The sequence below is a fragment of the Pseudomonas sp. URMO17WK12:I6 genome (assembly GCF_003253625.1).
Lineage (GTDB): Bacteria > Pseudomonadota > Gammaproteobacteria > Pseudomonadales > Pseudomonadaceae > Aquipseudomonas.
Genome location: NZ_QKYZ01000016.1, coordinates 61,937 through 82,574, shown reverse-complemented (window position 1 = coordinate 82,574; position 20,638 = coordinate 61,937). Strand labels below are relative to the sequence as shown.

The following is a 20,638-nucleotide window of genomic DNA, read 5'->3' as shown; positions in this document are numbered from 1 at the left end:
AATCGGTGTTTACAAGTGAAAAATACGGTTGAATGCCGGTTGATCACGCCTCTAAGCCCCTCTCGTCTCCTTCAAGCCTGTCACCGGTCAACTAACTATGCTCCATGCGCATCTGGGGGATAGGTGCGTGGCGGCTCTTGTGATAACATCCGGCGGTTTCCAGGGTAGCCTGATGTGGCTGCCTTTACTGCGCAGATCCATGGCATAACTCGTTGATTTGTCGTAAGTCGGTGCATGGCACTCAGTCTGTACCGGCGAGCTTCGTTCGTCCCATATGGATGTGACGAAGTTTCACCAGAAAAAGGAATCAGGCTTCTCATGGGCGAACTGGCCAAAGAAATCCTCCCGGTCAATATCGAAGACGAGCTGAAGCAGTCCTACCTCGACTACGCGATGAGCGTTATTGTCGGGCGGGCACTGCCGGATGCGCGCGATGGCTTGAAGCCCGTGCACCGGCGTGTGCTGTTCGCGATGAGCGAGCTGGGCAACGACTTCAACAAGCCGTACAAGAAATCTGCCCGTGTTGTCGGTGACGTGATCGGTAAGTATCACCCGCACGGTGATACCGCGGTGTACGACACCATCGTTCGGATGGCGCAGCCATTCTCGCTGCGTTACCTGCTGGTGGACGGTCAGGGCAACTTCGGTTCGGTGGACGGCGACAACGCCGCGGCCATGCGATACACCGAAGTACGCATGACCAAGTTGGCGCACGAGCTGCTGGCCGACCTGCATAAAGAAACCGTGGACTGGGTGCCGAACTACGACGGCACCGAAATGATTCCCGCGGTCATGCCGACCAAGATCCCCAACCTGCTGGTCAACGGCTCCAGCGGTATCGCCGTGGGCATGGCGACCAACATTCCGCCGCACAACCTCGGTGAAGTCATCGACGGTTGCCTGGCACTCATCGACAATCCGGAGCTGACTGTCGATGAGCTGATGCAATACATCCCCGGTCCGGACTTCCCGACCGCCGCGATCATCAACGGTCGCGCCGGCATCATCGAAGCCTACCGCACCGGTCGCGGGCGCATTTACATGCGTGCCCGCTCAATCATCGAAGACATCGACAAGGTCGGTGGCCGTCAGCAGATCGTCATTACCGAACTCCCTTACCAGCTGAACAAGGCCCGTCTGATCGAGAAGATCGCCGAGCTGGTCAAAGAGAAGAAGCTTGAAGGCATCACCGAGCTGCGCGACGAGTCCGACAAGGACGGTATGCGCGTCGTGATCGAGCTGCGTCGCGGCGAAGTGCCTGAGGTGATCCTCAACAACCTCTACGCCCAGACTCAGCTGCAAAGCGTGTTCGGCATCAACATCGTTGCGCTGATCGACGGCCGTCCGCGGATCCTCAACCTCAAGGATCTGCTGGAAGCCTTCGTTCGTCACCGTCGCGAAGTCGTGACCCGCCGTACCGTGTTCGAACTGCGTAAAGCGCGCGAACGTGGCCACATCCTGGAAGGTCAAGCGGTTGCCCTGTCGAACATCGACCCGGTCATCGCCCTGATCAAGGCTTCGCCGACCCCGTCGGAAGCCAAGGAAGCGCTGATCAGCACGCCGTGGGAGTCCTCCGCGGTGGTTGCAATGGTTGAACGTGCCGGTGCCGATTCGTGCCGTCCGGAAAACCTCGATCCACAATACGGCCTGCGCGACGGCAAGTACTTCCTGTCGCCAGAGCAGGCGCAAGCCATTCTGGAACTGCGTCTGCACCGTCTGACCGGTCTGGAGCACGAGAAGCTGCTGGCCGAGTATCAAGAGATCCTCAACCAGATCGGCGAGCTGATCCGCATCCTCAACAGCGCCACGCGCCTGATGGAAGTGATCCGCGAAGAGTTGGAAGTGATCCGTGCCGAGTACGGCGATGTGCGTCGCACCGAGATTCTCGATGCCCGTCTCGACCTGACCCTGGGCGACATGATCCCGGAAGAAGAGCGCGTCGTGACCATTTCCCACGGTGGCTACGCCAAGACCCAGCCTTTGGCTGCGTACCAGGCTCAGCGTCGTGGCGGTAAAGGTAAATCGGCTACCGGCGTGAAGGATGAGGACTACATCGCTCACCTGCTGGTCGCCAACAGCCACACCACGCTGCTGCTGTTCTCCAGCAAAGGTAAAGTGTACTGGCTGAAAACCTACGAAATCCCGGAAGCCTCCCGCGCGGCCCGTGGTCGTCCGCTGGTCAACCTGCTGCCGCTGGACAGTGATGAATACATCACCACCATGCTGCCGGTCGAGGAATACACCGAAGGTCACTTCATCTTCATGGCCACTGCCAAAGGCACCGTGAAGAAGACCCCGCTGGAATCCTTCAGTCGTCAACGCAGCGTCGGTCTGATCGCGCTGGAGCTGGATGAAGGCGACGTACTGATCTCTGCGGCCATTACCGATGGCGATCGCGAAGTCATGCTGTTCTCCGACGGCGGCAAGGTGACTCGCTTCAAGGAAACCGACGTTCGCGCCATGGGCCGTACCGCTCGCGGTGTCCGCGGTATGCGTCTGCCGGAAGGCCAGAAGCTGATTTCCATGCTGATCCCTGAAGAAGGCAGCCAGATCCTCACCGCTTCGGCGCGTGGTTTCGGCAAGCGCACCGCGATCACCGAGTTCCCTGAGTACAAGCGTGGCGGTCAGGGCGTTATCGCCATGGTCAGCAACGAGCGTAACGGTCGTCTGGTCGGCGCGGTCCAAGTGCTCGACGGCGAGGAAATCATGCTGATTTCCGACCAGGGTACGTTGGTTCGTACCCGCGTCGACGAAGTGTCCAGCCTGGGCCGTAACACCCAGGGCGTGACCCTGATCAAGCTGGCCAACGATGAAACGCTGGTGGGCCTGGAGCGGGTTCAGGAGCCGTCGGAAGTCGAAGGCGAAGAGCTGGAAGGCGAAGGGCTTGCAGGTGAAGAGGGTGCAGTGTTCGAGGGTGAGGTCGTGATCGACGATGTTGCCGACGACCAGCAACTCGACGCCGCCGCCGACGAAGAGCCGCAGGAGTAAGCGGGCAAGCAGGGGGCGGATGAAGATTCGCCCCCTTGTTGTTTGTCCTCAGGGAGCTGTGGAATTGTTTTTTATGTAGGAGTTGTCGAGCGAAGCGATGCTGCGATCTCTTGATCTGGCTCTTGCTTTCGCTCAGCACTAAAAGATCGCAGCCTCGCTCTGCTCGACAGCTCCTACAGATTTATTGCGTGATACCACCAAATCAGAGCGAGATTGGATGTGAGCAAGAGAGCCTATAACTTCTGTGCCGGTCCTGCGGCGCTTCCCGAAGCTGTCCTGAAGCGCGCCCAGGCTGAACTCCTTGATTGGCACGGCAAGGGCCTGTCGGTTATGGAAATGAGCCATCGCAGCGATGAGTTCGTGTCCATTGCCACCAAGGCCGAGCAGGATCTGCGTGATCTGCTGAATATCCCCTCGAACTATAAAGTGCTGTTTCTGCAAGGTGGCGCGAGCCAGCAATTTGCTCAGATTCCGCTGAACCTGTTGCCGGAAAGCGGCACCGCCGACTATATCGACACCGGTATCTGGTCTCAGAAGGCGATCGAAGAAGCCTCGCGCTACGGCCACGTCAACGTTGCCGCAACCGCCAAGCCTTACGACTATTTCGCTATTCCCGGTCAGAACGAATGGAACCTGTCGAAAGATGCGGCCTACGTTCACTACGCGCCGAACGAAACCATCGGCGGCCTGGAATTCCAGTGGATCCCGGAAACCGGTGATGTGCCGCTGGTCGCCGACATGTCCTCGGACATTCTTTCGCGCCCGGTGGATGTCTCGCGTTTCGGCATGATCTACGCCGGGGCCCAGAAAAACATCGGTCCGAGCGGCATCGTCGTCAACATCGTTCGCGAAGACCTGCTGGGTAAAGCCCGCTCCATCTGCCCGACCATGCTCAACTACAAGGTCGCGGCCGACAACGGCTCGATGTACAACACGCCGCCAACCCTGGCCTGGTACTTGTCCGGCCTGGTGTTCGAGTGGCTGAAAGAGCAGGGCGGCGTCGAAGCCATCGGCAAGCTCAATGAAGTGAAGCAGCGCACGCTGTACGACTTCATCGACGCCAGCGGCTTGTACAGCAACCCGATCAACAAGTCGGACCGCTCGTGGATGAACGTGCCGTTCCGTCTGGCCGACGATCGTCTCGACAAGCCGTTCTTGGCCGGTGCCGACGAACGTGGCCTGTTGAACCTCAAAGGTCACCGTTCCGTGGGCGGCATGCGTGCCTCCATCTATAACGCCGTCGATATCGTTGCGGTCAACGCACTGGTTTCGTACATGGCAGAGTTCGAGAAGGAACACGGCTAATGTCTGAGCAAGAACTCAAGGCACTGCGCCTGCGCATTGATGCTCTGGACGAAAAGGTCCTGGAGCTGATCAGTGAGCGCGCACGCTGCGCCCAGGAAGTTGCGCGAGTAAAGATGGCCTCGCTGGCCGAAGGCGAAGTGCCGGTGTTCTATCGTCCTGAGCGTGAAGCTCAGGTGCTCAAGCGCGTGATGGAGCGTAACCAGGGGCCGCTGGGCAACGAAGAGATGGCGCGGCTGTTCCGCGAAATCATGTCCTCGTGCCTGGCCCTCGAGCAGCCGCTGAAAGTGGCTTACCTCGGCCCTGAAGGTACCTTCACTCAGGCTGCGGCCATGAAGCACTTCGGTCACGCGGTGATCAGCAAGCCAATGGCGGCGATCGACGAAGTGTTCCGTGAAGTGGCGGCCGGTGCGGTGAACTTTGGCGTGGTCCCGGTGGAAAACTCCACCGAAGGCGCGGTCAACCACACCCTCGACAGCTTCCTCGAGCACGACATGGTGATCTGTGGCGAAGTCGAGCTGCGTATTCACCATCACCTGTTGGTTGGCGAAAACACCAAGACCGACAGCATCAGCCGCATCTATTCCCACGCCCAGTCCCTGGCCCAGTGCCGCAAGTGGCTGGACGCCCATTACCCGAATGTCGAGCGCGTGGCGGTGTCCAGCAACGCCGAAGCGGCCAAACGGGTCAAGGGTGAGTGGAACTCGGCAGCGATTGCCGGCGACATGGCTGCCGGCCTCTACGGGTTGACCCGTCTGGCTGAGAAAATCGAGGATCGCCCGGACAACTCCACGCGATTCCTGATGATCGGCAGCCAGGAAGTGCCGCCGACCGGTGATGACAAGACCTCGATCATCGTTTCCATGAGCAACAAGCCCGGCGCTCTCCACGAGTTGCTGGTGCCGTTCCACGACAATGGCATCGATCTGACACGGATCGAGACCCGTCCGTCGCGCAGCGGTAAATGGACCTACGTGTTCTTCATCGACTTCGTCGGCCATCACCGCGACCCGCTGGTCAAAGGTGTGCTGGAAAAGATCAGTCAGGAAGCGGTGGCACTCAAAGTGCTGGGTTCCTACCCGAAAGCAGTTCTCTAAGGGCGGTAGCAAATGAGTGGCAACTTCCTCGCTCTGGCACAGCCGGGCGTGCAACAACTTTCGCCTTACGTTCCGGGTAAGCCTGTGGACGAACTGGCCCGTGAGCTGAACCTCGATCCGGCCAGCATCGTCAAGCTGGCGAGCAACGAAAACCCGTTGGGCGCCAGTCCCAAGGCGCTGGCGGCGATTCGCGAAGCGCTGGCCGAGCTGACCCGCTATCCGGACGGCAATGGTTTTGCGCTCAAAACCCTGTTGGCCGATCAGTGTCGCGTCGAGCTGAACCAAGTGACGCTGGGCAACGGCTCCAACGATATTCTGGAGCTGGTGGCGCGTGCCTATCTGGCGCCGGGCCTGAACGCGGTGTTCAGCGAGCATGCGTTTGCGGTCTATCCGATCGCGACCCAGGCCGTTGGTGCCCAGGCAAAAGTGATCCCGGCCAAAGACTGGGGTCATGATCTGCCGGCGATGCTGGCCGCGATCGATGCCGATACCCGCGTGGTGTTCATCGCCAACCCGAACAACCCGACCGGGACCTGGTTCGATGCCGAGGCGCTGGATGAATTCCTGCAGGACGTTCCGGCCCATGTGCTGGTGGTGCTGGACGAGGCCTACATCGAGTACGCCGAAGGCAGCGACTTGCCGGATGGCCTGGACTATCTGGCGGCCTATCCGAACCTGCTGGTCTCGCGCACCTTCTCCAAGGCCTATGGTCTGGCGTCGCTGCGGGTCGGCTACGGTTTGTCCTCGGCCATCGTCGCCGATGTGCTCAATCGCGTGCGTCAGCCGTTCAACGTTAACAGCCTTGCGCTGGCCGCCGCTTGTGCCGCGCTGCAAGACGTCGAGTACCTGGCTGAAAGCCGTCGCCTGAACCAATCCGGCATGCAGCAGCTTGAGGCGGGTTTCCGTGAGTTGGGGCTGAGCTGGATTCCATCCAGAGGCAACTTCATCTGTGTCGATCTGGGTCGCGTTGCTGCCCCGGTTTTCCAGGGGTTGCTGCGCGAAGGCGTGATCGTGCGTCCGGTGGCCAACTACGGCATGCCGAATCACCTGCGCATCACCATCGGTTTGCCAGCGGAAAACAGCCGCTTCCTCGAGGCGCTGACCAAGGTTATGGCTCGTGGTTGATGTCACTGCACTGCAATCTGCTGAACCTATGATCGGTCGCCTGGTGGTGGTCGGTCTGGGTTTGATCGGCGGTTCGTTTGCCAAAGGCCTGCGTGAAAGCGGTCTGTGCCGCGAAGTGGTCGGGGTCGATCTCGACCCGCAGTCGCGCAAGCTGGCGGTCGAGTTGGGTGTGGTGGATCGCTGCGAAGAAGACCTGGTGGCGGCTTGCCAGGGCGCGGACGTGATTCAGTTGGCGGTGCCGATCCTGGCCATGGAGAAACTGCTCGCGCTGTTGGCGGGCATGGATCTGGGACAGGCGATCCTGACTGACGTCGGCAGTGCCAAGGGCAATGTGGTGCGCGCGGCGACCGAGGCGTTTGGCGGTATGCCGGCGCGTTTCGTGCCAGGGCATCCGATTGCCGGTTCCGAGCAGAGCGGGGTGGAAGCCTCCAATGCTGACCTGTTCCGTCGCCATAAAGTGATTCTGACGCCGCTGGATCAGACCGATCCGGCCGCGCTGGCGGTGGTCGACCGGTTGTGGCGCGAATTGGGCGCCGACGTCGAGCACATGCAAGTCGAGCGTCATGACGAAGTGTTGGCGGCGACCAGCCATTTGCCGCACTTGCTGGCGTTCGGTTTGGTCGATTCATTGGCCAAACGCAATGAAAATCTTGAGATCTTCCGTTACGCTGCGGGCGGTTTCCGCGATTTCACAAGAATCGCCGGTAGCGACCCGGTCATGTGGCACGACATCTTCCTCGCCAACCGCGAAGCTGTCCTGCGCACACTCGATACATTTCGCAGCGACCTCGACGCCTTGCGCGACGCGGTCGATGCAGGGGATGGGCACCAATTGTTGGGCGTGTTCACTCGCGCCCGGGTTGCCCGCGAGCATTTCAGTAAAATCCTGGCCCGCCGGGCCTATGTGGACGCTATGAATTCCAACGATCTGATTTTCCTGGCACAACCTGGTGGCCGCCTGACTGGGCGGATTCGTGTACCGGGCGACAAATCGATTTCCCACCGCTCGATCATGCTCGGTTCCCTGGCCGAAGGCGTCACTGAAGTGGAAGGTTTCCTCGAGGGCGAAGACGCCCTGGCGACCCTGCAAGCTTTCCGCGACATGGGTGTCGTCATCGAAGGTCCGCACCATGGTCGCGTGACCATTCACGGCGTCGGCCTGCATGGCCTGAAGCCTGCGCCGGGCCCGATCTATCTGGGTAACTCCGGCACTTCGATGCGTCTGCTGTCTGGCCTGCTGGCTGCGCAGAACTTCGACAGTACCCTGACCGGCGACGCTTCGTTGTCCAAGCGTCCGATGAATCGCGTGGCCAATCCGCTACGTGAAATGGGCGCTGTGATCGAGACCGCCGCTGACGGTCGTCCACCGATGACCATTCGTGGCGGCAACAAGCTCAAGGGCCTGACTTACACCATGCCGATGGCCAGTGCCCAGGTTAAATCCTGCCTGCTGCTGGCGGGTCTGTATGCCGAAGGCAAGACCACGGTCACCGAGCCGGCACCGACTCGCGACCACACTGAGCGCATGTTGCGCGGCTTCGGCTACCCGGTGACCGTTAACGGGGCGACCGCCTCGGTCGAGTCCGGCCACAAGCTGACCGCGACCCACATTGAGGTGCCGGGCGATATCTCGTCGTCGGCGTTCTTCCTGGTGGCGGCGTCGATTGCCGAGGGTTCGGAGCTGGTGCTCGAACACGTCGGCATCAACCCGACCCGTACCGGCGTAATCGACATCCTGCGTCTGATGGGCGCTGACATCACTCTGGAAAACCAGCGTGAAGTCGGCGGCGAACCGGTAGCGGACTTGCGCGTACGGGCAGCTAAACTCAAAGGTATCGAGATTCCCGAAGCGCTGGTGCCACTGGCTATCGACGAGTTTCCGGTGCTGTTCGTGGCGGCTGCATGTGCCGAAGGTCGCACTGTGCTGCGTGGTGCCGAAGAGCTGCGCGTGAAGGAATCGGACCGGATCCAGGTCATGGCGGACGGTCTGCTGGCGCTGGGCGTCAAGTGCGAGCCCACTCCGGACGGCCTCATCATCGACGGCGGCCAGATCGGCGGCGGCGAAGTGCACGGTCACGGCGACCACCGGATTGCCATGGCCTTCAGCGTGGCTTCACTGCGCGCCACTGCGCCGATCCGCATCCATGATTGCGCCAACGTCGCGACCTCGTTCCCGAACTTCCTCGCGCTGTGCGCGCAGGTCGGTATCCGTGTTGCACAAGAGGCTCAGTCGTGATCAGCATTGCACCGGTCATCACTATTGATGGGCCAAGCGGCTCTGGCAAAGGTACTGTCGCCGGGATTCTGGCCAAGCGCCTGGGCTGGAACCTGCTGGATTCCGGTGCACTTTATCGATTGCTGGCTTTCGCCGCGCATAACCATGGCGTCGACCTGACCAATGAGGAATTGCTCAAGAAGCTCGCCGCTCATCTGGATGTGCAGTTCATCGCAGCGACCGACGGTCAGTTGCAGCGCATTATTCTGGAAGGTGATGAAGTCAGCGATGTGATCCGTACCGAGAGTGTCGGCTCGGGTGCCTCGCAGGTCGCCGCGTTGCCTGCGGTTCGCGAGGCGTTGCTGCAGCGTCAGCGGGCTTTTCAGGAGGCGCCGGGTCTGGTGGCCGATGGTCGCGACATGGGTACGGTGGTATTTCCCGACGCGCCCTTGAAGATTTTCCTCACTGCCAGTGCCGAAGAGCGTGCGCGCCGACGTTACTTGCAGTTGAAGGGCAAAGTCGATGGTGTTAGTCTGTCGAGTCTGCTAGATGAGATACGTGCGCGCGATGAGCGTGACACCCAGCGAGCGGTAGCCCCGCTCAAACCGGCGGCTGACGCCATACAGCTGGATTCCACGGAATTATCCATCGACCAGGTGCTGGAACGCATCATGAGCGAGATCGCCATTCGCGATATCGCCGGGTGACCAAGAGGGCCGCAGGGGACCAGTCATAGTCCTGCGGAGCTTCTTTTAAATGAAACTAACCCACATCGTCTGGGATGTGGAGATGGGCGTATTCTTCGCCCTTATCAACAGGAATTAAAATGAGCGAAAGCTTTGCGGAACTCTTTGAAGAAAGCCTAAAAACCCTGAACCTTCAGGCAGGCTCCATCATCACCGGTGTTATCGTTGATATCGATTACCAAGCTCGCTGGGTAACCGTTCACGCTGGCCTGAAGTCTGAAGCACTCATCCCGCTTGAGCAGTTCTACAACGACGCTGGCGAACTGAACATCAACGTCGGTGACGAAGTTCACGTTGCTCTGGACTCGGTTGAAGACGGCTTTGGTGAAACCAAGCTGTCCCGTGAAAAAGCCAAGCGCGCTGAATGCTGGATTGTTCTGGAAGCAGCCTTCGCAGCCGAAGAAGTGGTCAAGGGCGTTATCAACGGTAAGGTTAAAGGCGGCTTCACTGTCGACGTTAACGGCATCCGTGCGTTCCTGCCAGGTTCTCTGGTTGACGTCCGTCCAGTGCGCGACACCACGCACCTGGAAGGCAAAGAGCTGGAATTCAAGGTCATCAAGCTCGACCAGAAACGCAACAACGTTGTCGTTTCCCGTCGCAGCGTCCTCGAAGCCGAGAACTCCGCCGAGCGTGAAGCTCTGCTGGAATCCCTGCAGGAAGGCCAACAAGTCAAAGGTATCGTCAAGAACCTCACCGATTACGGCGCATTCGTCGATCTGGGTGGCGTCGATGGCCTGCTGCACATTACCGACATGGCTTGGAAGCGTATCAAGCATCCTTCCGAAATCGTCAATGTTGGCGACGAGATCGATGTCAAGGTTCTGAAGTACGATCGCGAGCGCAATCGTGTTTCCCTGGGCCTCAAGCAACTGGGTGAAGATCCATGGGTTGCTATCAAAGCCCGTTACCCAGAAAGCACTCGCGTTACCGCTCGTGTAACCAACCTGACCGACTACGGCTGCTTCGCTGAGCTGGAAGAAGGCGTTGAAGGTCTGGTGCACGTTTCCGAAATGGACTGGACCAACAAGAACATCCACCCTTCGAAAGTCGTACAAGTCGGCGACGAAGTGGAAGTTATGGTTCTGGACATCGACGAAGAGCGTCGTCGTATCTCCCTCGGCATCAAGCAGTGCAAATCTAACCCATGGGAAGATTTCTCTGGCCAGTTCAACAAGGGCGATAAAATCTCCGGCACCATCAAGTCGATCACCGATTTCGGTATCTTCATTGGTCTGGACGGCGGCATCGACGGTCTGGTTCACCTGTCCGACATCTCCTGGAACGAAGTGGGCGAAGAAGCCGTACGCCGCTTCAAGAAAGGCGACGAGCTGGACACCGTTATCCTGTCGGTTGACCCAGAGCGCGAGCGCATCTCCCTGGGTATCAAGCAACTGGAAAGCGATCCGTTCTCCGAGTACGTTCAAGAGAACGACAAAGGCGCCATCGTTAAAGGCATCGTGAAAGAAGTTGACGCTAAAGGCGCCATCATCACTCTGGCCGACGATATCGAAGCGACTCTGAAAGCCTCCGAAATCAGCCGTGACCGCGTTGAAGACGCGCGTAACGTTCTGAAAGAAGGCCAGGAAGTAGAAGCCAAGATCATCAGCGTTGATCGCAAGAGCCGCGTAATCCAGCTCTCCATCAAGTCGAAAGATGATGCTGAAGAGAAAGAAGCAATCCAGAGCTTGAAAGACAAGCCTGCTGCTGACATCGCTGCTGGTCCTACCACTCTGGGCGACCTGTTGCGTGCACAAATGGAAAAACAGAACTGAGTTCTGTCAGACCATAGAAAAAGGGCGACTTCGGTCGCCCTTTTTTGTGTCTGCGATTTGGTGAATCCCAGACGTGCTGACGCTGCAATATTTCTTTCGTGAAACCAATGATCTACATAAGTTGTCTGTAACTTCATACAGGTCAATCGTCTATTCAAGGCTAGGCTTAGTCTGAAGTGAACGACCGCCGGGTTGCGTATCCGGCATAAGGAAGTGAATGAATAAGCTCATTGTCGTGATAGCAGTAATGACATTGGCAGGTTGTACCACCAGCGCCAAGACTCATGTGGTGCGCGGCGTCAGTGGTATAGAGGTCGATTGTTCGGGATTGGGCTCAGGATGGGAGAGGTGTCACAAGCGAGCGGCCAAGGAGTGTAAAGGGGCAGGTTATAAAGTCATCGTAAGGTCTGATGACGCCAAGGAGGAAGATGTATTCCCTTTCGGCTTCAATCCCGCGGGCTATCTGACGCGCACCATGCTGGTTATCTGCAGGTGAGTGTGTGGGTTCGATCAGAGTTCCGGTGCCTTGAAATCGGGCATCTCGCTGCTGGGGACGATATGTCAACACACGGGCTGTTCAAATTACTCGGGGCATGCTAAAACCTTTGAAGCGCTGATCTAGCTGCTTGAAAAAGAAGGGAAAAATATGACGAAGTCGGAGTTGATCGAACGAATTGTCACCCATCAAGGGCTACTCTCATCTAAAGATGTGGAGCTGGCCATCAAGACCATGCTTGAGCAAATGTCCCAATGTCTGGCCACTGGTGATCGAATCGAGATCCGTGGTTTTGGCAGCTTTTCACTGCACTATCGCGCGCCGCGCGTGGGGCGTAATCCAAAAACCGGTCAGTCCGTCAGCCTTGACGGCAAGTTCGTTCCACATTTCAAGCCAGGCAAAGAACTGCGTGATCGTGTGAACGAGGATGAGGAGGAAGGGCTTTGACGGCTGTTGCACTCCAGGGAGCCGCTGATGCGTAACTTCAAGCGCGTACTCCTCGCTGTATTTGTCCTGTTGCTTGTTCTGGCGATCCTGGCGTTCGTTCTTGAGAATCAGCAGGCCATGTCACTGCTGTTCCTGGGGTGGGCGAGCCCGCAGTTGCCAGTGTCGTTGATCATGGTGATTACGTTGCTGATCGGTATGGTGATAGGGCCGGTTCTCGGCTGGTTTCTGGGGCGTACGTCCAGAGCCTCACGCAAGCGCCTTGTCTGATTGCGACAAACCCATGGTGAGCATCGGATTTGCATCACAGCTTGTCTATATCCATTAGTAAAACCTTCATTTAGCTGTAAAATGCTGCGCTTATCCGATAGTGGCATATTCCCACATCGGTTCAGACTGACTCTGTCAGAAGCCTCAGCGAATTTGATGGCTTTTGCATTCATGGATTCGACAGTGCTCGGTTGGCGGCCCTGTCAGCAACTCAAGGGTATGGTTTCGCGTGAAAATTCTAGTTACCGGCGGCGCCGGGTTTATTGGCTCGGCGGTCATCCGTCATATCATCTCCAACACCACTGACGCTGTCGTTAACGTCGATAAGCTGACTTATGCCGGCAATCTTGAGTCCTTGGCCGAAGTCAGCGAAGACCCGCGCTATGCGTTCGAGCGCGTCGATATCTGTGACCGCGATCAAATTGACCGTGTCCTGCGTGAACACCAACCGGATGCCATCATGCACCTGGCCGCAGAGTCCCACGTTGATCGCTCGATCTCCGGCCCGTCCGAATTCATCCAGACCAACATTATTGGCACTTACACCCTGCTTGAAGCTGCGCGCCACTACTGGGCGGCGCTGGATGACGCGCGTAAAGCCAGCTTCCGCTTCCACCACATTTCGACTGACGAAGTTTACGGAGACCTTGAAGGTCCGGAAGACCTCTTCACCGAAACAACGCCATATCAGCCAAGTTCGCCTTACTCCGCGAGCAAGGCCAGTTCCGATCACCTGGTTCGCGCCTGGAGCCGTACTTATGGCTTGCCGACCCTGGTCACCAACTGCTCGAACAACTACGGTCCTTGCCACTTCCCTGAGAAGTTGATCCCGCTGATCATTCTCAACGCGCTGGAAGGCAAGCCGCTGCCGGTCTACGGCAAAGGCAATCAGGTCCGTGACTGGCTCTACGTCGAAGACCACGCCCGCGCACTCTACAAAGTCGTGACCGAAGGTGTTATCGGCGAGACCTACAACATCGGCGGCCATAACGAGAAACAAAACATCGAAGTGGTGCATACCCTTTGTGCACTGCTCGACGAGCTGCGTCCAGACTCCGCTCATCGTCCACACGCCAGCCTGATCACCTACGTTCAGGATCGCCCGGGCCACGACCAGCGTTACGCGATCGACGCCAGCAAGATCCAGCGTGAGCTGGGTTGGACGCCGGAAGAGACTTTTGAAACCGGCATCCGCAAAACCGTCGAGTGGTATCTGAACAACGCTGAGTGGGTCGCTCACGTGAAGAGCGGCAGCTACCAGCAATGGATCGACCAGAACTACACGGACCGTTCGGACAAGGCATGAAAATCCTCCTGTTGGGAAAAAACGGTCAAGTGGGCTGGGAGCTGCAACGCTCCCTGGCGCCTCTTGGTGAACTGATCGCATTGGATCGTCACCCGGTTGATGGTTTGAGCGGTGACTTGTCTGATCTCGATGCGTTGCGCACGACGATTCGTCAGGTCAAACCAGACGTCATCGTCAACGCAGCGGCCTACACGGCGGTCGATAAAGCTGAGTCCGAGACAGAGTTGGCCGACCGCGTGAACGGTCAGGCGAGTCAGGTCATGGCTGAAGAGGCGGCATCTCTAGGGGCGTGGCTGATTCACTACTCGACCGATTACGTGTTCAGCGGTGAAGGCCTGACGCCATGGCAAGAGACAGATGCTGTCGCGCCGGTGAATCACTACGGTGCCAGCAAACTTGCCGGCGAGCAGGCGATTATCGCCTCCGGCTGCAAGCACCTGATCTTCCGCACCAGTTGGGTCTATGGCGCACGCGGCAACAACTTCGCCAAGACTATGTTGCGCCTGGCCAAGGATCGCGAAACCCTGAGCGTCATCGCCGACCAGATCGGCGCCCCTACCGGCGCAGACCTGATCGCCGACGTGACGGCGCTGGCTATTCAGCAAGTCTTGCAGCGTCCTGAGCTGGCGGGCCTGTATCATCTGGCGGCCGCTGGCGAAGTGTCCTGGCACGGCTATGCCAGCCATGTGATTGGTTTTGCCAAGGCCAACGGTGAAGAGCTTGCTGTCACGGCAATCAATCCGATCGACACGACCGCTTATCCAACACCGGCACGCCGCCCTCTGAATTCCCGGTTGAACACTCAGAAGCTGCGCGAAAATTTTTCTCTACACTTGCCGGATTGGCAAAGTGGTGTCACCCGAATGCTTATGGAAGTCCTGAATAAATGACCACGACAAATCGTAAAGGCATCATCCTCGCTGGCGGCTCGGGCACTCGTCTGCACCCGCTGACCCTCGGCGTATCCAAGCAAATGCTGCCAATCTACGACAAGCCGATGATCTTCTATCCGCTGTCGGTGTTGATGCTCGCCGGTATGCGCGAAGTCCTGATTATCTCCACGCCTGAAGACCTGCCATGTTTCCAGAAGTTGTTGGGTGACGGCAGCCTGTACGGCATCAAGCTGACTTATGCCGAGCAACCTAGCCCGGATGGTCTGGCTCAGGCTTTCATCATCGGCGAAGAATTCATTGGCAAGGATCCTTGCTGCCTGATCCTGGGCGACAACATCTTTTACGGTCAACACTTCTCGGACAACCTGCGTTCGGCTAGCACTCAAGAACGCGGCGCGACTGTATTCGGCTATCACGTGTCGGATCCAGAGCGTTTTGGTGTCGTCGAGTTCGACGCTGCCGGCCGTGCCTTGAGCATCGAAGAGAAGCCGCTGAAGCCAAAATCCAGCTACGCGGTGACTGGCCTGTACTTCTACGACAACCAGGTTGTCGAGATCGCCAAGAACATCAAGCCATCCGAGCGTGGCGAGTTGGAAATCACCGACGTTAACCGCGCCTACCTCGAGCAAAACACCCTCAATGTAGAAATGCTCGGACGCGGTTTTGCCTGGCTGGACACGGGGACTCACGACTCGTTGCTCGAGGCCAGTCACTTCGTGCACACGATCGAGCAGCGTCAAGGCTTGAAAGTGGCCTGCCTGGAGGAGATCGCCTACAACAACGGTTGGATTACCGCTGAACAGTTGGGCGCTCAGGCCGATAGGCTGAAGAAGACTGGCTATGGTCAGTACCTGCAAAAACTGCTGGATTTGGATTCCCTCTGAGTCGAGAGGGTTTACTTTCAAACCTAGCGTTTAATCCGAGCAAGCAGGAATAGCATGCCAGTAAAACATCCCAAGGTTGCAGTTTTGCTGGCTGCGTACAACGGAATGCAGTGGATTGAGGAGCAATTGGTCTCGATTCTCGGCCAGTTATCGGTCGACGTTACCCTGCACATTAGCATCGACCCCTCTACTGACGGCACCGAGGCGTGGTGCAGAGCTTATGCGGCTGAGCATCCAGCAGTTGTAGTGCTTCCGGATGCCAATCGCTTCGGCGGAGCATCGCGCAACTTCTTTCGGCTGATCCGGGACGTTGACTTCGATGGCTACGACTTCGTCGCCTTTGCCGACCAGGACGACATCTGGTATCCCGATAAGCTGCACAGAGCAACCCAGGCGTTGCAGGCACGAGGAGTGGATGCCTACTCCAGTAACGTGACGGCGTTCTGGCCAAATGGCAGAACCCTGCTGCTGGACAAGGCGCAACCTCAGGTCGCCTGGGATTTTTTGTTCGAGGCAGCCGGGCCTGGCTGCACCTATGTCTTTAGAAAAAGCCTGATAGAAGCCTTGAAAGGCTCGATGCTCGCCAACTGGCAGCAACTGCAAGGTGTAACTTTGCATGACTGGTATTTCTACGCCTTTGCGCGCAGTCATGGTTACCGTTGGTATATCGACCCGTTACCCAGCATGGATTACCGGCAGCACGAGCGTAATCAGGTGGGTGCCAACACAGGCCTGAGTCCGTTGATCGCTCGTTACAAAACCATTCATGACGGTTGGTGGTTCGGTCAGGTTCACCTGATTGCAGATCTGGTGGGGCAGGGGGCGAAGCCCTTTAAAGGCGTCTTGTTGCAATTACGGCGTACGGAACTGATGAAACTGTCCTTCAGTGCCTGGCAATGCAGGCGCCGGGTGCGGGACAAGATTTTTTTCTTTTTTATCTGTTGGTTCACCGCATTGATGGGAAACAAAGCTCAATGACAGCCCCAAAGGTATTGGTCACGGGGGCAGGCGGTTTCGTGGGTGAGGCGCTGGTTTTCAGGATGTTGGTGGACAAACAGTTCGCTCCGATCGCGGCCGCTCGCAGTCTCACCCGGTTGCAGGGTTTATGCCCGGTTGTACCCTTTGATCTGAATGATCCTGAAGCCTTGCCTGAGTTGAAGGAAGTCAGTGCGGTCGTCCACGCGGCGGCCAGAGTTCATGTGATGAACGAAATCGCTTCTGATGCCTTGGCCGAGTTTCGCAAGGTTAATGTGGAGGGCACTCTTCGGTTGGCAAAGCGCGCCGCTGAATCGGGAGTCAAACGCTTCATCTTCATCAGTTCGATCAAGGTCAATGGCGAAAGCACCCAGCCAGGCAAGCCGTTCAAGGCTGATGATACACCGGCCCCGGCGGATCCTTATGGCGTGTCCAAGCACGAGGCTGAACAAGGCCTGAGAAAACTTGCTCGCGAAACCGGAATGGAAGTGGTGATTATTCGCCCGCCATTGATCTATGGGGCGGGTGTTAAAGCCAATTTTCTGAGTATGCTGCGCTGGCTGAACAAAGGTATTCCGTTACCGTTGGGAGCGGTTCGGAACCAGCGTAGCCTTGTGGCGATCGGAAACCTGGTGGACCTTGTAATCACCTGTATCGATCATCCTGCCGCAGCGAACCAAACCTTTCTGGTCAGTGATGGCCAGGACTTGTCCACAACTGAAATACTACGTCGCCTGGGCAATGCGCTCGGGACGAAGGCCTGGCTCTTGCCACTGCCAAAGTGGTTGCTGGTAATGGCAGCTTCGGCATTGAGAAAGCAATCCGTTGCTCAACGGATCTGCGGGTCATTGCAGGTCGACATCAGCAAAAATCGTGAATTATTGGGGTGGACCCCCCCCATCAACATGGATGAAGCCATGCGCCAAACCGCAGGTCACTATCTGGACGCGCAGACGAAATGACTTTTTTGTGGCTGCTACTAGCAGTATTCGTTGTTTCCTGGGGGCTGACGTTTGTTTTACGTCGTTATGCTTTGGCCAATAGCTTGATGGATACACCAAACGAGCGCAGCTCTCACTCTGTGCCTACTCCTCGGGGTGGAGGTGTAGCTATTGTTGTCTCCTTTCTGTTGGCGCTTCTGATCCTTCGGGGGCTTGATTTGATGAGCCTGGCGACGCTCGTCGGTTTACTGGGGGGCGGCTTGTTGGTCGCGCTTATCGGTTTTGCCGATGATCACGGGCATATCGCCGCAAGGTGGCGCCTATTAGGCCATTTTGCAGCCTCGATATGGGCGTTATATTGGCTGGGAGGCTCTCCTGGCGTCACGCTCTTTGGAGTCACCCTTGATCCAGGGTGGATTGGGAATATTTTGTTTGTGCTGTATTTGGTCTGGATGCTGAATCTTTACAACTTCATGGATGGCATTGACGGCCTGGCCAGTGCTGAAGCGATCAGCGTCTGCCTCGGAATGTTGCTGGTCTATTGGTTTAGCGCAAACCTCGAACTGGCCTGGGGGCCTCTGGCTCTGGTAGCTGCGGTCGCGGGCTTTCTCTGTTGGAACTATCCGCCGGCGAAAATTTTCATGGGAGACGCAGGCAGCGGTTTTTTGGGGATTGTATTAGCAGGGATGTCGATTGAGGCAGCCTCCAAGTCGCCCGAGTTGCTCTGGAGCTGGTTGATCATGCTTGGCGTTTTCATTGTTGATGCGACGTGGACCCTGATGCGCAGGCTTTTACGAGGTGAAAAGGTATATGAAGCCCATCGCAGTCATGGTTATCAATATGCCTCTCGCAAGCACCGTAGCCATAAAGCAGTAACGCTGGCATCGATCACTATCAATTTTGTATGGCTCATGCCGTTATCGATTGCTGTAGCAAGTGGCTGGATTTCCGGATTTTTTGGTATGGTCGTAGCTTATGCGCCACTGCTGTTTATCGCACGTACCTACAAAGCAGGAGAGTCGGAGCAAGTAGTGTAATTAAAAAGCGTCAAAAACACATATCAACACGGGTTTGCATGGTCGCCTCTCTTATAGAGCATCTAGGGATGTACCTGCCGCTGATGTTGTGATATTTGCAGGTCGCTAAGTTGCATTGGTTAGGGAGTTCGATTTGATGAGTGGTTTATTCAGTATGGTTGCTTCAAAAATCTGGCAAGTCATAACGCGTTTTTCACGAGGGCTGCGCTCTTTTTTGGCTAAGTCTAAAGCGTTTATTCGGCCCTTTTACCAAAAGTTTCCTTTCCTTGTGTGGATTCGTGTTCGTATACATTTGTTTTTCAAGCGTTTGCGCGAAAACATAATGTTAGTGATTAATTCGCGGAATAATACCAAGGCTATCCAGGCTATATTGAATCGTCGTTTCTCACGGTTCCAGAGCTCGTCGATCGCTCAGGCGCAACCAGTTATTGATGTGTCGGTGGTGACGTTCAATAGTGGCAAGTGGATTGATGGTTTTTTTGAATCGTTAAGAGCGCAAAATTACCCGCTCAGCAAATTGAATATGTTCTTTGTTGATAACGGGTCTTCGGACAGCACCCTCGAAGCATTGCAGCGTTGGCAGACATTGCTTGGTCAGGAAGTGGCTGGTTTCGACATTATGGAAGGCGACAATGTCGGGTTTGGTGCCGGGCATGAAAAGGCAATCCGTAAAGGACGCTCTGAATATTTTCTTGTTAGTAATGTGGATATCGTTTTTGCCAAAGACTCTATAACCAAAGTGGTGGCTGCTGCTCTGGCTGATGCCAAGGCTGAGGTGGCATCCTGGGAGTTGAGGCAGGCACCTTATGAACACCCTAAATATTATGATCCGGTAACGTTGGAAACCAACTGGTCGTCCCATGCTTGCGTACTTGTAAGAAGGTCGGCTTACGTTGAAGTCGGTGGATACGAGCGCGAGATCTTCATGTATGGCGAAGACGTCGAGCTTTCCTATCGCTTCAGGTCCTATGGATACCAACTCAAGTATTGCCCATCCGCCGTCGTCTATCATTATACCTATGAGCATGAGCATCATATAAAACCGATTCAGTATACCGGCAGCACGCTGGCCAATGCTTATATCAGGCTGCGCTATGGGAATTTGAGCGATAGAGTGGGTGGCTTTATCTTGCAATGCCTGCTTTTGCTCCGTCCAGAACCCTATGCTGGCGCCCGTCGCGATGTGTTCAGAAACTTCGGTGTGATATTCAAGAAGGCTCGGTATTTTATGCGGGGCAAGGGACCGAGTGAAAACTGCTATTTCCCTTTCAGGGGCTTTGATTATGAAATGATCAGGGATGGGGCGTTCTGGGAGGTGGGCGAATCATTGGCTGATTACCCTCTTGTTACTGTGGTTACTCGAACTTACAAGAATCGAGGAGAGTTTCTCAGACAGTCCATGATGTCTGTGTGTAATCAGACGTACCCGAATATCGAGTTGATAGTCGTTGAGGATGGCGGTTCTACGATGAGCTCGGTTGTGTCTGATTTTGAATTTCCGGAGGGAATGAGTGTTAGTTACTACTCCCTCGATAAAGTCGGTCGTTCGGTGACCGGTAATTATGGTTTGGAAAAGGCTGCCGGAAAATATTGCATGTTTCTCGATGATGATGATTTGCTTTTCGCGGATCATGTCGAGGTGCTTGTTGGTGCGTTGGCGAAAAATGCTGACGCGGTAGCGGCCTACTCATTGGCGCTGGAAGTCGGTACTGTTGCCAGTGGCGTGGAAGGGCAATATTTTGAGGTTAGCCATGCGGTACCTCCGATTCTCAAGCAAGAATATGACTATGAGGTTCTGCTGGATCACAACTATATAGCTATCCAGTCTCTCCTTTTTCAAAAGGATCTCTTCTTGCAACGAGGCGGATTTCAAACCGATATGAGCAGTCTCGAAGACTGGAATCTTTGGTTGCGGTATGGTTATGGCAATAAGTTTGTTTATGTGCCAAAAACCACGTCTTTGTTTAGAACTCCAGGTGACCCCACTGTACGGGTAGAGCGGCATATGCAGTTGCATGACGCATATTATATTGCCAAGAATCACGCGCTGAAAACGTGTAAGAGTTATACCTGAGTTCGTGCTTTAGCGGTTTGTGGTATCGAGTTTTTGAATTGAGTCATTCCGAGTGAGTGACTCTTTTTTTGTA

17 protein-coding genes are annotated in these 20,638 nt (G+C 56.3%); all 17 read left to right on the top strand.

Annotated elements, in window-relative coordinates:
- Positions 1-318: 318 nt before the first annotated feature.
- The 17 genes from gyrA (at position 319) to F475_RS24310 (ending at position 20,565) form a co-directional block, all read left to right on the top strand.
- Complete coding sequence (gyrA, locus tag F475_RS24390; RefSeq protein ID WP_018929855.1) at positions 319-2,988, top strand: DNA gyrase subunit A; 2,670 nt, start codon at positions 319-321, stop codon at positions 2,986-2,988.
- Positions 2,989-3,207: 219 nt separating this feature from the next.
- Positions 3,208-4,293: a 3-phosphoserine/phosphohydroxythreonine transaminase gene (gene serC, locus F475_RS24385; RefSeq protein ID WP_111454898.1), complete on the top strand. Its 1,086-nt coding sequence runs from the start codon at positions 3,208-3,210 to the stop codon at positions 4,291-4,293.
- The gene (gene pheA / locus F475_RS24380; RefSeq protein WP_007899727.1) at positions 4,293-5,387 is read left to right on the top strand and encodes a prephenate dehydratase; all 1,095 of its coding nucleotides are present in this window, start codon (positions 4,293-4,295) and stop codon (positions 5,385-5,387) included. The genes serC and pheA overlap by 1 nt, the downstream gene beginning before the upstream one ends.
- Before the next feature lie 12 nt (positions 5,388-5,399).
- Positions 5,400-6,512, top strand: a complete 1,113-nt coding sequence (hisC, locus tag F475_RS24375; protein WP_086944627.1) for a histidinol-phosphate transaminase — start codon at positions 5,400-5,402, stop codon at positions 6,510-6,512.
- A gap of 28 nt (positions 6,513-6,540) precedes the next feature.
- Complete coding sequence (locus F475_RS24370; RefSeq protein WP_018929852.1) at positions 6,541-8,748, top strand: bifunctional prephenate dehydrogenase/3-phosphoshikimate 1-carboxyvinyltransferase; 2,208 nt, start codon at positions 6,541-6,543, stop codon at positions 8,746-8,748.
- Positions 8,745-9,434, top strand: a complete 690-nt coding sequence (gene cmk / locus F475_RS24365) for a (d)CMP kinase (RefSeq protein ID WP_007939921.1) — start codon at positions 8,745-8,747, stop codon at positions 9,432-9,434. Before F475_RS24370 ends, cmk begins: the two co-directional genes overlap by 4 nt.
- A gap of 119 nt (positions 9,435-9,553) precedes the next feature.
- Complete coding sequence (rpsA, locus tag F475_RS24360) at positions 9,554-11,245, top strand: 30S ribosomal protein S1 (RefSeq protein ID WP_018929851.1); 1,692 nt, start codon at positions 9,554-9,556, stop codon at positions 11,243-11,245.
- A gap of 217 nt (positions 11,246-11,462) precedes the next feature.
- Positions 11,463-11,741, top strand: coding sequence for a hypothetical protein (locus F475_RS24355; protein WP_111454897.1), 279 nt, complete (start codon positions 11,463-11,465; stop codon positions 11,739-11,741).
- 150 nt (positions 11,742-11,891) lie between these two features.
- Positions 11,892-12,188 (top strand): integration host factor subunit beta, encoded by a 297-nt coding sequence (ihfB, locus tag F475_RS24350; RefSeq protein ID WP_003369729.1) that lies wholly within the window; start codon positions 11,892-11,894, stop codon positions 12,186-12,188.
- Between the two features lie 27 nt (positions 12,189-12,215).
- The gene (locus tag F475_RS24345) at positions 12,216-12,455 is read left to right on the top strand and encodes a LapA family protein (RefSeq protein WP_064616656.1); all 240 of its coding nucleotides are present in this window, start codon (positions 12,216-12,218) and stop codon (positions 12,453-12,455) included.
- 229 nt (positions 12,456-12,684) lie between these two features.
- Positions 12,685-13,761: a dTDP-glucose 4,6-dehydratase gene (rfbB, locus tag F475_RS24340; RefSeq protein ID WP_086944628.1), complete on the top strand. Its 1,077-nt coding sequence runs from the start codon at positions 12,685-12,687 to the stop codon at positions 13,759-13,761.
- Positions 13,758-14,651 carry a dTDP-4-dehydrorhamnose reductase gene (rfbD, locus tag F475_RS24335; RefSeq protein WP_111454896.1) on the top strand — a complete coding sequence of 298 codons (894 nt, stop codon included), beginning with the start codon at positions 13,758-13,760 and terminating at the stop codon, positions 14,649-14,651. Before rfbB ends, rfbD begins: the two co-directional genes overlap by 4 nt.
- Positions 14,648-15,538, top strand: coding sequence for a glucose-1-phosphate thymidylyltransferase RfbA (gene rfbA, locus F475_RS24330; protein WP_064616662.1), 891 nt, complete (start codon positions 14,648-14,650; stop codon positions 15,536-15,538). Before rfbD ends, rfbA begins: the two co-directional genes overlap by 4 nt.
- 54 nt (positions 15,539-15,592) lie before the next feature.
- On the top strand, positions 15,593-16,516 hold the full coding sequence (locus F475_RS24325; RefSeq protein WP_064616664.1) for a glycosyltransferase: 924 nt from the start codon (positions 15,593-15,595) through the stop codon (positions 16,514-16,516).
- A complete protein-coding gene (locus tag F475_RS24320) occupies positions 16,513-17,475 on the top strand; it encodes an SDR family oxidoreductase (protein WP_064616666.1) in 963 nt (320 codons plus the stop codon). Before F475_RS24325 ends, F475_RS24320 begins: the two co-directional genes overlap by 4 nt.
- On the top strand, positions 17,472-18,491 hold the full coding sequence (locus F475_RS24315; RefSeq protein ID WP_064616668.1) for a glycosyltransferase family 4 protein: 1,020 nt from the start codon (positions 17,472-17,474) through the stop codon (positions 18,489-18,491). The genes F475_RS24320 and F475_RS24315 overlap by 4 nt, the downstream gene beginning before the upstream one ends.
- A gap of 136 nt (positions 18,492-18,627) precedes the next feature.
- Positions 18,628-20,565 (top strand): glycosyltransferase family 2 protein, encoded by a 1,938-nt coding sequence (locus F475_RS24310; protein ID WP_111454895.1) that lies wholly within the window; start codon positions 18,628-18,630, stop codon positions 20,563-20,565.
- The last annotated feature ends 73 nt before the right edge of the window (positions 20,566-20,638 follow it).

Bases quoted from the DNA above. Each gene is read 5' to 3' on its own strand.
- rpsA (WP_018929851.1), top strand. From the start codon at position 9,554: ATGAGCGAAAGCTTTGCGGAACTCTTTGAAGAAAGCCTAAAAACCCTG.
- F475_RS24355 (WP_111454897.1), top strand. From the start codon at position 11,463: ATGAATAAGCTCATTGTCGTGATAGCAGTAATGACATTGGCAGGTTGT.
- rfbD (WP_111454896.1), top strand. From the start codon at position 13,758: ATGAAAATCCTCCTGTTGGGAAAAAACGGTCAAGTGGGCTGGGAGCTG.
- F475_RS24310 (WP_111454895.1), top strand. From the start codon at position 18,628: ATGAGTGGTTTATTCAGTATGGTTGCTTCAAAAATCTGGCAAGTCATA.
- pheA (WP_007899727.1), top strand. From the start codon at position 4,293: ATGTCTGAGCAAGAACTCAAGGCACTGCGCCTGCGCATTGATGCTCTG.
- F475_RS24320 (WP_064616666.1), top strand. From the start codon at position 16,513: ATGACAGCCCCAAAGGTATTGGTCACGGGGGCAGGCGGTTTCGTGGGT.
- F475_RS24370 (WP_018929852.1), top strand. From the start codon at position 6,541: ATGATCGGTCGCCTGGTGGTGGTCGGTCTGGGTTTGATCGGCGGTTCG.
- ihfB (WP_003369729.1), top strand. From the start codon at position 11,892: ATGACGAAGTCGGAGTTGATCGAACGAATTGTCACCCATCAAGGGCTA.
- hisC (WP_086944627.1), top strand. From the start codon at position 5,400: ATGAGTGGCAACTTCCTCGCTCTGGCACAGCCGGGCGTGCAACAACTT.
- gyrA (WP_018929855.1), top strand. From the start codon at position 319: ATGGGCGAACTGGCCAAAGAAATCCTCCCGGTCAATATCGAAGACGAG.
- F475_RS24345 (WP_064616656.1), top strand. From the start codon at position 12,216: ATGCGTAACTTCAAGCGCGTACTCCTCGCTGTATTTGTCCTGTTGCTT.
- rfbA (WP_064616662.1), top strand. From the start codon at position 14,648: ATGACCACGACAAATCGTAAAGGCATCATCCTCGCTGGCGGCTCGGGC.
- F475_RS24325 (WP_064616664.1), top strand. From the start codon at position 15,593: ATGCCAGTAAAACATCCCAAGGTTGCAGTTTTGCTGGCTGCGTACAAC.
- F475_RS24315 (WP_064616668.1), top strand. From the start codon at position 17,472: ATGACTTTTTTGTGGCTGCTACTAGCAGTATTCGTTGTTTCCTGGGGG.